General features: G+C 64.9%; 13 protein-coding genes. 7 read left to right on the plus strand and 6 right to left on the minus strand.

Annotation, left to right across the window (positions count from 1 at the left end):
- The first annotated feature begins 414 nt into the window (after positions 1-414).
- Together FJ039_01560 and FJ039_01565 are read left to right on the plus strand one after the other, a co-directional pair.
- Positions 415-1,707, plus strand: coding sequence for a DUF1015 domain-containing protein (locus FJ039_01560; GenBank protein ID MBM4404861.1), 1,293 nt, complete (start codon positions 415-417; stop codon positions 1,705-1,707).
- Between the two features lie 220 nt (positions 1,708-1,927).
- Complete coding sequence (locus FJ039_01565; GenBank protein MBM4404862.1) at positions 1,928-3,034, plus strand: amidohydrolase; 1,107 nt, start codon at positions 1,928-1,930, stop codon at positions 3,032-3,034.
- Positions 3,035-3,073: 39 nt separating this feature from the next.
- Here FJ039_01565 and FJ039_01570 read toward each other — a convergent pair whose 3' ends face one another.
- The 3 genes from FJ039_01570 to FJ039_01580 form a co-directional block, all read right to left on the minus strand.
- On the minus strand, positions 3,074-3,259 hold the full coding sequence (locus FJ039_01570) for a hypothetical protein (protein ID MBM4404863.1): 186 nt from the start codon (positions 3,257-3,259) through the stop codon (positions 3,074-3,076).
- Positions 3,260-3,380: 121 nt separating this feature from the next.
- Complete coding sequence (locus FJ039_01575) at positions 3,381-4,559, minus strand: amidohydrolase (protein ID MBM4404864.1); 1,179 nt, start codon at positions 4,557-4,559, stop codon at positions 3,381-3,383.
- A gap of 211 nt (positions 4,560-4,770) precedes the next feature.
- Positions 4,771-6,078, minus strand: a complete 1,308-nt coding sequence (locus FJ039_01580) for a hypothetical protein (GenBank protein ID MBM4404865.1) — start codon at positions 6,076-6,078, stop codon at positions 4,771-4,773.
- Between the two features lie 222 nt (positions 6,079-6,300).
- On the opposite strand from FJ039_01580, the gene gap reads away from it, so the two are divergent.
- Together gap and FJ039_01590 are read left to right on the plus strand one after the other, a co-directional pair.
- Positions 6,301-7,314: a type I glyceraldehyde-3-phosphate dehydrogenase gene (gene gap / locus FJ039_01585; GenBank protein ID MBM4404866.1), complete on the plus strand. Its 1,014-nt coding sequence runs from the start codon at positions 6,301-6,303 to the stop codon at positions 7,312-7,314.
- A gap of 116 nt (positions 7,315-7,430) precedes the next feature.
- Positions 7,431-7,874 (plus strand): OsmC family peroxiredoxin, encoded by a 444-nt coding sequence (locus tag FJ039_01590; protein MBM4404867.1) that lies wholly within the window; start codon positions 7,431-7,433, stop codon positions 7,872-7,874.
- Here the strand turns inward: FJ039_01590 and FJ039_01595 are convergent.
- The 3 genes from FJ039_01595 to FJ039_01605 form a co-directional block, all read right to left on the minus strand.
- Positions 7,860-8,309 carry a nucleotidyltransferase domain-containing protein gene (locus tag FJ039_01595; protein ID MBM4404868.1) on the minus strand — a complete coding sequence of 150 codons (450 nt, stop codon included), beginning with the start codon at positions 8,307-8,309 and terminating at the stop codon, positions 7,860-7,862. The genes FJ039_01590 and FJ039_01595 overlap by 15 nt on opposite strands.
- On the minus strand, positions 8,200-8,592 hold the full coding sequence (locus FJ039_01600) for a HEPN domain-containing protein (protein MBM4404869.1): 393 nt from the start codon (positions 8,590-8,592) through the stop codon (positions 8,200-8,202). Before FJ039_01600 ends, FJ039_01595 begins: the two co-directional genes overlap by 110 nt.
- 124 nt (positions 8,593-8,716) lie before the next feature.
- Positions 8,717-10,186: an amidohydrolase gene (locus FJ039_01605; protein MBM4404870.1), complete on the minus strand. Its 1,470-nt coding sequence runs from the start codon at positions 10,184-10,186 to the stop codon at positions 8,717-8,719.
- Here FJ039_01605 and FJ039_01610 point away from each other — a divergent pair.
- The 3 genes from FJ039_01610 to FJ039_01620 are packed head-to-tail and all read left to right on the plus strand — an operon-like array spanning position 10,122 to position 13,256.
- Positions 10,122-10,937: an SDR family oxidoreductase gene (locus FJ039_01610; protein MBM4404871.1), complete on the plus strand. Its 816-nt coding sequence runs from the start codon at positions 10,122-10,124 to the stop codon at positions 10,935-10,937. The genes FJ039_01605 and FJ039_01610 overlap by 65 nt on opposite strands.
- Entirely contained in the window at positions 10,918-12,129 is a 1,212-nt protein-coding gene (locus tag FJ039_01615) for an acyl-CoA dehydrogenase (protein MBM4404872.1), read from the plus strand. Before FJ039_01610 ends, FJ039_01615 begins: the two co-directional genes overlap by 20 nt.
- Positions 12,036-13,256 carry an acyl-CoA dehydrogenase gene (locus FJ039_01620; GenBank protein ID MBM4404873.1) on the plus strand — a complete coding sequence of 407 codons (1,221 nt, stop codon included), beginning with the start codon at positions 12,036-12,038 and terminating at the stop codon, positions 13,254-13,256. The genes FJ039_01615 and FJ039_01620 overlap by 94 nt, the downstream gene beginning before the upstream one ends.
- Positions 13,257-13,383 lie beyond the last annotated feature (127 nt).

Consider the following 13,383-nt stretch of genomic DNA (forward strand, 5'->3'; position numbering starts at 1 on the left):
GGGCGCACGGCCGCGCGCCTTGGCGGTCACACCTTCCCGGCTCGCTGTCCTGGCGAAGGCTTACACGTAAAGATATACCATGCCATCTGCGTAAGTGTCAAGTTGTGAGGAGCGGAGAAATGTAGGAACCGGGAACGAGGGAAGAGGAGCGGAGAGTAATCCACCGAGGGCACAGAGAGCACAGAGGCAAGAACGGAGTATCGTCCGCAGATATCGCAGAGAATGCAGATGTGAGGAGGAAGCAGGGTATCCGGAGACAAAGATGATGCGCTGAGAGCGCTGAAGTCACTGAGCGGAGGAGAGTAAGTCGGAGGGAGCGGCTTGCTACGATGTGAAGAGGGAGTTCCGGCATGCGCCTTCATCGGCCCGGTTTGTTATACTTTTCGGGCTGAATCTCCCCTGTGAGGCACGCTTATGGCCGATGTGCGGCCCTTCCACGGCATCCGTTTCAATCCGGCGCGCGTTCCCGACGTGGGCGCGGCGCTCTGCCCGCCGTTCGACATCATCTCCCCGGAGGAGCAATCGCGGCTGTACGCGAAGAGCCCGCATAACATCGTGCGGGTGGAGCTGACGAGGGAGGAGGGCGGGAGAGAGAAGTATGCGCTGGCGGCGGAGACGATGCGGGCCTGGCGCGCGAGCGGCGTGCTGATGCAGGAGCCGGAGCCGGCGTACTACGCGGCGGAGCACGATTTCACCTATCGCGGGAAGACGATGACGCGGCTGGAGCTGACGGCGGCGATCCGGCTGGAGGATTTCCCCGGGGCGGTGAAGCCCCACGAGGATACGCGGAAGGGGCCGAAGGAAGACCGCCTGAAGCTGATGACGGCGACGGAGGCGAACGTCAGTCCCATCATGCTTCTGTACCAGTCGTCGCCGATGGTGCGAGAGGTGCTGCAGAAGGCGCGGGCGACGGCGAAGCCGCTGGCGGTGGAGCTGGGCGGCGGCGAGCGGTTCCGCCTATGGCCAGTGACGAACCCGGTCTTTCTGGCGGCGCTGCAGCACGCCTTTTCTCAGGAGTATCTCTACATCGCGGACGGGCACCACCGGTATGAGACGTCGCTCTATTACAGCAAGCAGAACCCCGGGAAGGGCGAGGCGGCGGCGCATGTGCTGGCGACACTGATCGCTTTTGACGATCCGGGGCTGTTGAGCCTGCCGTACCACCGGGTGCTGAAGGGGCTGGACGGCGCGGCGATGGCGAAGCTGAAGGGGGCGGTGGAGGGGCATTTCACGATCGAGCGCCACCATGCGCGAGGGCCATCGGAGGGCACCGCGGGGGCGATCCTGGACAGCCTGGCCAGGGAGGATGTGCTGTTCGAGGTGTGGGGGATGGAGCCGGAGCGCCGGTGGACGCTGCGGCTATCGGATAGGGGAGTGATCGAGAAGATCGCGGGAAGCGACCATTCGAAGTCGTGGGCGGGCCTGGGGGCGACGCTCTTTCGGGAGCTTATCCTGCTGCCGACGCTCGGCGTGAAGGAGGAGGAGGCGGAGAAGGAGGGGAGGCTGACCTTCGCGAAGGATGCGATGGAGGCGGTGGAGCTGGTGGGCAAGGGGGGCTATCAAGTTGCTTTCCTTCCGCACGCAGTGCCGATGGCTGGGCTGAAGGAGGTCTCCGACCGGCAGGAGAGGATGCCGCCGAAGGCGACGTATTTCCATCCGAAGCTGCCGACGGGGTTGGTGATGAAGTCGTTGGCGGGGGGGTTGTAGGGGGAGACCTCTCCCTTGGTCCCTCCCCTGCGAGGGGAGGGATAGGGGCTGCTGGAGCAGCCCAGTCCAGTGGTTGGGTTGCGAGGGCAACCCAGGGAGCGTAGGGCCGTTTTGTTGTGGCAAGTACCATCGCCGATGCTCAGGATGATGGGGGAGAGGGTAGTGTGAGCGGGGTTGCGGTGTGGCGAGATGGAGCGAGGGCGTGGTATACAATTTGGCCATGAGCAGACCATATCGCATCATTTCAGCAGATTCGCACGTGAATCCTTCGCCGGCGATCTATGCCGAGCGGCTGCCGCGGGAGTATCGGGACCGGGCGCCGAAGGTCTTTGAGAAGGGCGGCGAGGAGGTCGCCGTTTTTGAGGGGCGGGAGGAGAAATTCGAGATGCTGGCCTCGGTGGCTGGGATGGGCTATGAGAACTACAAGGCGGATGCGAAGAGTTATCAGGAGGGCAGGGCGGGCGGGTATGACGCGAAGGCGCGCCTTGTTGATATGGATACGGACGGCATCCAGGCGGATGTGCTGTTCGGGAGCGGGAGCGGCGGCGGCGTCCGGTTGAAGACGGAGGATAGGCCGTTCCGCTTTGCGCTGATGCAGGCGTATAACGATTGGCTGGGCGACTATTGCAAGGTCGCGCCGGGCAGGCTGATCGGGATCGCGGAGATACCGCACTGGGACGTGGAGCTTGCGGTGGGCGAGGCGAGGCGGGCGCGGAAGATGGGCTTGCGCGGCGTGGCGATCCCCGCGATCCCGACGATCGCGCCGGGGGACCGCTCGTACCTGGACCGGGTGTACGAGCCGCTGTGGTCGGCGCTGGAGGAGCTGGAGATGCCGGCGCACATGCACCTGGGGACGCGCCCGGTGACGGCGGGGATAGACCGGAATTTCTTCGTGCGGCTCTCCACGAACAAGGCGGTGATGGCGGAGCCGATCGCAAGTATGCTCTTTTCCGGCGTGCTGGAGCGGCACCCGGAGCTGAAGGTGGTCTCCGTGGAATCGGGAGTGGGCTGGATGGCCTTTCTTGTGCCGTGGATGGACAACGTATACGAGCGGCACCGGCACTGGACGAAGCTGCGGCTGCCCGAGAAGCCGAGCCACTATTTCCAGCGGCAGGTGCGCGCGACGTTCATCGAGGACCCGGTGGGCGTGCGGGAGCGGCACACGATCGGGATCAGCGTGATCATGTGGTCGAACGATTACCCGCACAGCGACAGCACGTGGCCGCATTCGCGGAAGGCGATAGACGAGCAGTTCGCGGGCGTGCCCGCGGCGGACCGGGATGCGATGGTGTACGGGAACGCGGCGGCGCTGTACGGGGTGAAGTGAGGCTAAGGGCGCGCGCTCCGGTGAAGCACACGGAGTCCTTCAGAAAGGACCGCGCGCTGACATCAGCGGCCACTGCGCGGGCGGAGAGGTGATTTCATCCGTCGCGCCGCCTGCGATGTGGTCGTAGGTGGGGCCTGGGAGACGCGCCTTCGCCAGAGCTTCGTAGTCGAAGATGTTGATGGCTTCATGGCAGGCACCGAGGCCAATCGGAGGCCACGGTAGCACAGAAGGCACCGAAGCTCAATTCCAGGGACAGGGCGAAGAAGGACCGCTTTGGACAACGGGTCCGATTCCCAAGGCGCCCGCTCCGGGCCAGAGGGCACGGGCTCTTGGCGCGGCGTCGCGGCTAGCCGTTGAGGTAGGCGAGGGCGCTGCGGACGAGGGCTTCGACGCCGACCGGAAGGGCGGCTTCATCGAAGTCGAACTGGGGATGATGGTGCGGCTTGTCCAGGCCTTTTTTGAGATTGCCGGAGCCGACCATGATGTAGCAGCCGGGGGCGTGATCGAAGAAGTAGGCGACATCGTCGCCGGTGGTGGCCTGGTCAACGGTGACGACGCGCTTTTCGCCGAAGGCCTTGGCGCAGACGCCGCGGACGAACTCGGTGAGCTTGGGATCGTTGACGAGGGGTGGGCAGCAGAAGCGGGCTTCGAAGTCGTACTCGCAGCGCATGGCCTGGCAGATGCCTTTGATGAGACCTTCGATACGGCCGATGAGGTGGTCGCGAAGCTTCATATCGTAGGTGCGGAGGGTGCCGCTCATGGTGACTTGCTCGGGGATGATGTTGTAGGCGGTGCCGCCCTTGATGGAGCCGACGGTGAGGACGACGGGATGGAAGGGCGAGACTTCGCGGCTGACGAGCTGCTGGAAGGCCATGACGATCTGGGCGGCGGTGGGCATGGGATCAATGGTCTGGTGGGGCAGGCCGCCGTGGCCGCCCTTGCCGCGGATGGTGATGCGGAGATCGTCCACACTGGCCCAGAGGGCGCCGCTGCGAAGGCCGACGGTGCCGACGGGGAGGTAGTTCCAGAGGTGGATGGAGACCATCGCGTCCGGCTTGGGGTTCTTCATGGCGCCGTCCTGGATCATGGCGACCGCGCCGTTGGCCGTCTCTTCCGCGGGCTGGAAGATGAACTTGACCTGGCCTTTGAGCTCGGGGGCCAACTTGGAGAGGACGTAGGCGGCGCCGGCGACGATGGCGGCATGGCCATCATGCCCGCAGGCGTGCATGACGCCGGTGTTCTTGGAGCGATAGACGCGGTCGGCGGTTTCGGTGATGGGGAGGGCGTCTATATCGGCGCGGAGGGCGACGGTCTTGCCCTTTGCGCCGCCCTTGAGGAGGCCGACGACGCCGGTTTTGCCGACGCCGGTCTGGACGGGGATGCCGAGGCTTTCCAGGTGTTTAGCGAGGACCTGGGCGGTGCGCTGTTCGTGGAAGGAGAGTTCGGGGTGGATGTGGAGGTCGCGGCGGAGGGAGACGACGTCCGGGGTGATGCGGGCGATGGTCTGCTTGAGGTCGGTGGGCATCTGGCTCCTTCGGCGGTATTTTAGCTTTCGCGCCGGGGTGTGTCGAGGAGAGGCGGAGGGAGGCCGCACCCCCGATGCGGCATCGGGGCCGAAGGTCCGGCCTGAGGACAGATCTCGATGACTCGACCTGTGAGTGCTTTCTCCCGGCCGCTCCGATGAATCGGAGTTGGGAGAGGGTAAGGGCGCAGTGATGCGCCCGATGGGGATGGAGTTACCTCGTGGAGGGATACCAACCGAAGGGGTCGTTCCAGGGGTCGCGGGCGCCGTTTTCGAGGCGCTGCCACATGGGGCCGCGAGGGCCGGAGAAGCCGCTGGGGAGGGATTGCTCGCCCCACATGCCTTGAAACTGGAGCCAGGGAGCGTCGTCGCTGATGAGGGCGATGACGTATTCATCGGGCGTGAAGGTGCGATCTTCGTAGGTTTCATCTTCGTTGTGGGAGCTTTTGGAGTCTTGCCGCTCGTCTTCGTCATCGAAGTAGTTGGCGTGGGAGCCGGCGCCGACATAGACGACGGGCGCTGAGCCGAGCTTTTCGACGGCGGGCCAGGGACGCGCCGCGCCGACGCCGTGCCTCGAGTAGACGAGCTCGACCGGGGGCGTGCCGGAGGCGATGGCGGCGAGGTCGTCGGTGGCGAAGTTGACCTGGAGCCATTCCCAATCGCCTTCATGGTCGTTGTAGTAGTCGTTGAAGAAATAGAAGAGCCAGTACTGGATGAAGAACCTGCCGTCTTTCGCGCCTGCGCGGGCATAGAGGGTGACGGGGTAGCGGCCTTTGTTCTCGCGAAGGATAGCGTTGTAGAGGTTGCGGGCACCCGTATGGTCCAGGATGCGGTTGCCCTTGGGCTCAAGGTCCGGCACATCGAGGAATGAGGTGGGCTTGTTCCATATGCTGTTGATCAGCTGTGCGGAGGAAGGGCGCCGGAGAACAGGCTGTGTGTCCCGCGAGAGGCGGAGAGAGGAGTGATCGAGGAGGATGTCCACGGGCATGGGGGCGAAATCGCGTCGGGCTAGGTGAAGCGCAGGGGCGTAGCGTTCGGCGATGGCGGCGAGGCGGGTGTCGCGATCGGCGATGGTGAGCCAATCGGCGTGACTTGCCGAGGCGTAGCGGACGGAGCTGGGAAGCGTTGTGGCGCCGCTCCAGAGCTCGAAGTCCACGGCGTAGCGGCCCGGGCGGGCGTTGGTGGGAACGATGAAGGGGCGCGTGCAGACGTGCCGTTCGGCCTGGGCGGGAACGGGGCACGAGGCCTCACGGAGGCGATCGGGGATCGCGCCGTCCGGCCCGATGATGGAGAGACCGAGGCGGACGTTGACCGCTTTCGTGTTGGGATTGCGGATGACGTAGGTGGCAGTGAAGGGCTCGCCTGGGCGAAGGGCGATGGGATAGATGCCGGAGGAGGCGCCGCCGGGCGAGATGCCGCCATCTTGCAGCGCAAGGGGAAGTTTGACGGCGGAGTCGCCTCCGCAGGAAATGAGGAGGAGGCCTGCGGCGGCGATGGCGATAAGGAGAGCGGAGAGGCGCATGATCGGGCTTTCTGAGCCTGTCCTTTCGGCGATGGGTCTAGCGACGGACACTACCGTACTAGATGCGCGGGCCTTCGCCAAGGTTCCATGGCGCCAGGAGTGAAAATTGACTCTGACGGAGGGCCTTTGGTAGAGTGGACGCGCCCCAGAAAGGCAAGCAACTTCCCAGAGGCGCGTTCCAGAGGCGCGCACGGCCGCCGAGGGCGGCGCAAGGAGAGGCGCATGGCGACAAAGATCGGCATCAACGGCTTCGGCCGCATCGGACGGCAGGTTTTCCGGGCGATCCACGAGCGGTACCCCGGCACGCTGCAGGTGGCGGCGGTGAACGACCTGACGGACGCCAAGTCCAACGCGCATCTGCTGAAGTACGACACGAACTACGGCCAGTTCCCCGGGAAGGTGGAGGCGAGCAACGGGAACCTGGTGGTGAACGAGCGCACGATCAAGGTCTTCGCGGAGCGTGACCCGGCGAAGATCCCCTGGCGCGATGTGGGGGCTGAGTTGGTGATCGAGTCCACGGGCGTCTTCACGGACGCGGACAAGGCCGCGGGCCACACGAAGGGCGGCGCGAAGAAGGTGATCATCTCCGCGCCGGCCAGCGGCGAGGACCAGACGCTGGTGCTGGGCGTGAACGACAAGGTTTTTGCGCCGGGGAAGCATACGATCGTCTCCAACGCCTCCTGCACGACGAACTGCGTGGCGCCCCTGGCGAAGGTGCTGCACGATACGTTCACGATCAAGCACGGCTTGATGAGCACGGTGCATTCGTACACGAACGACCAGAAGATCCTGGATGTGGTGCACAGCGATCTGCGACGGGCGCGGGCGGCGGCGATGAACATCATCCCGACGACGACGGGCGCGGCGAAGGCCGTGGGCCTCGCGCTGCCGGAGCTGCAAGGCAAGCTGCACGGGCTGGCCTTCCGGGTGCCGACCTCGACGGTCTCCGTGATTGATCTGGTGGTGGAGGTCGGGCGCAAGGTGACGGTGGAGGAAGTGAACGCGGCCTATAAGAAGGCGGCGGACGGCCCGATGAAGGGCATCCTGCAGTATTCGGACGAGCCGCTGGTGAGCAGCGATTTCAAGGGGAATGCGCACAGCTGCATCTTCGACGCGCCACTGACGATGGTGATGGACGGCACGATGGTGAAGGTGGTGGGCTGGTACGATAACGAGTGGGGCTACAGCTGCCGGGTGGCTGATCTGGCGAATTTCATCGCGTCCAAGGGGTTGTAGAGGGAATAGCGGCCGTTTCGGCAGAAGACGATGCGAGGGGAGGGTCACAAACCCTCCCCTCATGATTTCGCCGAGAGCTTTTGGCGATGACGGCTTTTCAGTGAGGAGGCACGACCATGACGACACGGCCGAAGTCGTTCATCTACAACACGAGCCTGCGGTGGCAGAGGGATGTGGAGGGCGTGCTCTCGGCGCCTGGGAAGCCGGATATCAAGGTATCGTCGCCGCCGGAGTTCAAGGGGCCTGAGGGGAACTGGACGCCGGAGAACCTGTACATCGCCGCCATCGAGACGTGCCTGATGCTGACGTACCTGGCCTACTGCCGCTCGCGGAAGGTGGAGCTGGCTTCGTACACCAGCGCCGCCGAAGGCGTGCTGGAGCCAATCTCCGGGGTGCAAATCATCAGCAAGGTGACGGTGCGTCCGAAGATCGTGGTGAAGGGCCAGGAGCATCTGGCGCAGGCGCAGGAGATCGCGAGCTTCGTGCAAGAGAAGTGCTTCATCTCCAATTCGGTGGAGAGTGACGTGATCGTGGAGCCGGAGATCTCAGTCGCGGGGTAAGGCGCCTTGGCGGCGGTAGATCTCCACGCCCTCGGCCAGGGCGTGGGCGATGAACTGGTTGCCCTCGCTTTGCATCTTGTGCAGTTCGGCCTCCGTATAGGCGAAGAGGTCAACGGGGATGCCGACGGGCGGAAGCCTGTAGTCGTCGAAGCGCTTCATGAAGGGCTTGGCGCTGTGCTTGAGCACGAGCAGGACATCGGCGTCACTGCCTGGGACGGCATCGCCGCGGGCGAGGGAGCCGAACAAGAGAGCGCGAAGGACCTCCGGGCGGCGCGCCGCGAGGCGACGCACGGCGGCGCGGACTTGATCGCGGGCGCGCCGGCGGTCAAGCGATATGATTTTCACAGAAGCGGACGATCTTGCGGGCATGGATGACCGCTTCGGCCGCCTCTGCCTTTGTGTAGTAGTCAAAGGGCGCTCCTGCAGGGTGGGCATCTGGATATCTCGACGGGATGTAGTGCCTATCGAGGAGACGCGCCGATTCGCCCAATTCGAGCGGCACGCGCTCGCGACGCTTCAGCGCCTCAAGCATCTGCCTGAGAGAATGACCGGCCACAACGCGCATGCCACGCTTGAGGAAGAGGGCTTTGAGCGCCTTTTCGCTCGCTTGATGGGCGGCGAAGCATGACCATTCGAAGTGGCCTGCTTTCGCGGCGTCTTCCGCGTGGTCGAAGTCGCGCTTGGCCTGCGCGAGCCAATCGGCGTGACGGCTTGGCACTGGTCTGCTCCCGGAAAGAGTCATGTGCAGTATACCAGCACGCCCGGAAAGACCCGGGGGAAAGAGAAAGGCTCCGGCGCACAGCCGGAGCCTTTCGTGCGAGGCCGCTGGATCGAACTAGCCGTTATTCCGGGTCGTTCTTGAGGCCGTAGAGCTGCATGGCGTTGCCGCAGAGGATCTGGTGTTTTTCCGGCTCGGAGACGCCATCGAACATCTCATTGATGACCTTGCGGGTGTAGGGCCAATCGCAGCCGTGGTGGGGGTAGTCCGTGGACCACATCATGGTCTGGACGCCGATATCGTGGCGATTCTTGACGCCGAAGCGGTCAATGATGAAGGTGACGAGCCAGTTATCGAAGAAGTACTGGCTGGGGAGCTTCTTGAGCTCGCAGTGGGCCATGGTGCGGTTGCGCCAGTAGCGATCGTCCCACCAGGCGAGGACGGCGGGGATCCAGCCGGCTTGGACTTCGACGCCGACCATCTTGAGCTTGGGATAGCGATCGAAGACGCCGGAGTGGATGATCTCAGAGCAGGCGTTGGGGAAGTTGCCGAAGGGGATGCCGCCGAGGAGACGCTTGAGGTCTTCCGAAGACTGGGCGGCCTTGATGGCCGCTTCGCGGGCGTTGCGCTCGCCGCCGCCGATGTTGATGTGGATGTGGACGGGGAGGCCCATCTCCTGCGCCGTGGCCCAGAAGAGGTCGTCGTCCTTGCTGATATTGGGCTTGCCGCTGGGATAGTGGGTGAGGATGACGCCGCGGAAGCCCTCCTTGCGCGCGCGCTTGAGCTCCGTGACGGCCGTTTCCAGGCCGAGGTTTGGCATCTGGTACATGGGGATGAGGCGCTTATGGTCGGCGCCTGAGAACTCTTCATAGATCCACTTGTTGTAAGCGTCCACGCCGGCGCGGTGGAACTCCAGGTCGTCGCTGCCGGTGAAGTAGGTCATGGTGCGCTGGGAGGGATAGAGGACTTCAGCGTCCACGCCATCGAAGAGCATCTCCTGGACTCGGGACTTGCCGTCCCAGCAGCCCTTGTTGATGGACTGATAGGTGGAGCCGTACCAGTGGAAGTCCTCATAGCGCTTGCCAGCGGTGGTGACCATGCCGATGGCGCTGGAGGGGACGTCCGGATAGAACTGCCAGGCGTCGCCGCCCTTCTTGTCCTTGACCACTTTAGGGATCCGGTCATGGAACTTCTTGGGCATATAGCGCTGCCACATATCGGGTGGCTCGATGGTATGGCCGTCGGCGTTGATGACGTTGTACTTCATAGCTCCTCCACTCTCAATGCTTCGCATGCGATTGGGCGTTGGTTGGCGGATTTTGCTCCTGCCGTAGGCGAAAATCAAGCCGCTGGGGATGAGGCTCATACTGCCATGACGAGAATCGTCATGGCAGGCAGGCGCGGCTTTGGGAGACGCGGCGTATCCGACGGGAGGAGTCGCCGAATCTTGCCCGTGCGATACCACCGGTGTACCATCACCGGGCCCTGAAGGAAAGCAGCTAGCCCCAGGCCAGCCGCAAGGAGCGCCGATGCCGTTGTCCGACTTTTCGATCGCGGGGAAGACGGCCGTGATCACCGGGGCGAGCCGAGGCATCGGCAAGGCGATCGCCCTCACGTTCGCCGAGGCCGGGGTGGACCTGTGCGTCACGGCCCGGAGCGGGGCCGACCTAGAGAAGGTGGCGGCGCAGGTGCGGGGGATGGGTCGCACGTGCGTCGTCGCGGCGGCGGATGTGGCGAAGGCGGAGGAGGTGGACAGGATGGCGAAGACGGCCATCGAGGGACTGGGTCGCGTGGATATCCTGGTCTGCAACTCCGGCGTGAACTTCGGCAAGCCGCTGGTGCCGCTGCCGGGCTACAAGTCGGAGACGGCATCGGGCGACCCGAGCTACTACCAGCCGACTTCGGACGCGGAGTGGGACATGGTGCTGGACACGAACCTGAAGGGCGTCTTCCATTGCATCCGCGCTCTAGGGCCGCAGATGCTGGAGCGCAAAGATGGCAAGGTCATCATCATGAGCTCCATCGGCGCGGTGAAGGCCTCCGTGAAGCGCGTGATGTATGACACGAGCAAGGCGGCGCTCTCCGGGCTGACGCGCTCGCTGGCGGTTGAGTGGGCGAAGCACCAAGTGCAGGTGAACGCCATCGGCCCCGGGGTGACGAGCGTGGAGTATCTGGAGAACGACCCGAACTTCCCGCGCATCAAACAGACCATCGAGTCGCGCATCCCGATGCGTCGCCTCGCGACGACGCGGGAGGTGGCGCTGCTGGCGGCCTACCTCGCATCGCCCGCCGCTTCCTACATCACAGGCCAGACGATCTTTCTCGATGGCGGCGTGCTCGCCTAAGGCAGGAGGGACGATGGACTTCGCCTGGACAGCGGAAGATGCGGCCTTCGCCAAGGAGTTGGACGATTTCCTGAAGGCGGAGCTTCCCCCGTGGTGGCGCGGCATGTTCACGAGCGGCGAGCGCGGCTGGGAGTACACGAAGGAGTTCTGCCAAAAGATCGCCAAGAAGGGCTGGCTCACGATGGCGTGGCCCAAGGAGTACGGCGGAGGGGACGCCTCCCTGTGGAAGCAGGTGATCTTCCGCGAGGCGATGGCGCGGGCCGGGGAGCCGCGGGGCTCGCAGTATATGAACACGAACTGGATCGGGCCGACGATCATGCAGTTCGGGACGGAGGAGCAGAAGCGCTACCACCTGACGCGCATCTCCAAGGGGGATGTGCTGTGGTGCCAGGGCTTCAGCGAGCCGAACTTCGGCTCGGACCTCGCCTCGCTGCAGACGCGGGCGGCGCAGGACGGCGACGACTATGTGATCAACGGACAGAAGATCTGGACGAGCTATGCGGAACGCGCCGAGTTCTGCTTCCTCCTGGCGCGCACGAACCAGGACGCGCCGAAGCACAAGGGCATCTCCGTCTTCATCGTGCCGATGAAGACGCGGGGCGTGACGGTGCGCCCCATCATGAGCATGGCGGGCGGGGACGACTTCAACGAGGTCTTTTTCGAGGATGTGCGGGTGCCGCGATCGGCGATGCTTGGGGCGAAGGACGAGGGATGGCGCGTGGTGACGGCCGTGCTCAACTTCGAGCGCATCGGCCTGGCGCGGTACGAGGCGGCGAAGTGGGCGGTGGACGAGGTGATCGCCTATGCGAAGCGGAGCGAGACCCACGGCCGATCTCTGGCGAAGGACCCGCTGCTGCGCCAGCGCGTGGCGGACGTCTATGCGCGCTACCGAGTGGCGCGGGCGCTGAACTATCGCCTGGCCTCGCTGATGTCCAAGAAGGGCGAATCGCCGGGGCCGGCCGATGCCTCGCTGACGCGGATCCACAATATCCTGATGACGCGCCGCGCCGGAGACCTGGCGATGGAGGCGCTCGGCCTGGAAGGGCGCCTCTCCGAAGGGACGGCGGATGCGCCGCTGGCGGGCATGCTGGAGTATGAATGGCGCAAGTCTATCTCGGCGACGATAGCGGCGGGGACGCTGGAGATCCAGAAGGACCAGGTGGCGACACGCGGCCTGGGGCTTCCGAGGTAGCGATGGATATCACGCTGAGCGAGCAGGAGCGGATGCTGCAGGAGCAGGCGCGCAGCTTCCTGGCGAAGGAAGCGCCGCTGGAGCTGGCACGGGCGATGGAGCATGATGCGCGCGGCTATCCGCCCGCGCTGTGGAAGAAGATGGCGGAGCTGGGCTGGCTGGGCATCCCGCTGCCTGAGGCGCACGGCGGCGCGGGACTGGGCCTGCTGGAGCTGACGATCATCATCGAGGAGATGGGGAAGGCGCTGGCGCCGACGCCGCTGATCCCGACGGTGGCGCTGGGCGCGATGGCGGTGGCGGAGGGCGGAAGCGAGGAGCAGCAGCGTCGCATCCTCCCGCGCGTGGCCGGCGGGGAGCTGGTGCTTTCGGTCGCTTACATGGAGCATGGGAGGCCCGACCTGGGCTGGGTGCGCGATGTGGTCGCCACGGCGGCGCACAAGACGAAGGACGGCTACACGGTCACCGGGCAGAAGCAGTTCGCGCAGTATGCCCACGTTGCCGATATGCTGTTGGTGCTGGCGCAGGAGGCAGCCTCGGGGAAGCCGCTCTGGCTGCTGGTTGACCGCAACGCGCCGGGGGTGACGGTGCGGCATCTTTCCACAACGGCGGCGGACCACCAGTGCCACGTGGAGCTGAAGAACGTGGCCGTGCCTTCGCAGGATGCGCTGCCCGGGGATGCGTGGACGCTGCTGGAGCGCATGCTGCAGCGCGGAGCCATCGCCACGTGCGCCGCCATGACGGGCGGGGCACAGCGCATGCTGGAGATCACGACGGAGTATGCGAAGACGCGGGTGCAGTTCGGGAGGCCCATCGGGACGTTCCAAGCGGTGAGCCACCGGTGCGCCGATATGGCGGTGGAGACGGAGGGGGCGCGATATATCACATACGAAGCGGCGTGGGCCTATAGCCAGGGGCGCGATGCGGCGCTGGACGTCTCCACGGCGAAGGCCTATGTGAGCGATGCGGTGCGCGAGGTGATGCTGAACGGCCACCAGGCGCATGGAGCCATCGGCTTTTCCGAAGAGCACCCGGTGCCGCTCTATTCGCGGCGGGCGAAGATGGGAGAGGCGCTCTTCGGCAGCGCAAGCCTGCACCGGGAGCGCGTGGCGCGACTGCTGGGGATGTAGCGCGGGGCGCTTGGTCGTTACGGTTTTCCCCTTCGCCCAAGCAGACCCATCCAACCTCTGTCCGGTAAGACAAAGCGGCCGGTGACGGGACCCCGTCACCGGCCGCTTTGCTTTTACAGAGGCCTTT

It is taken from the genome of Chloroflexota bacterium, from assembly GCA_016875535.1.
In the GTDB taxonomy this organism is placed as follows: domain Bacteria; phylum Chloroflexota; class Dehalococcoidia; order SHYB01; family SHYB01; genus VGPF01.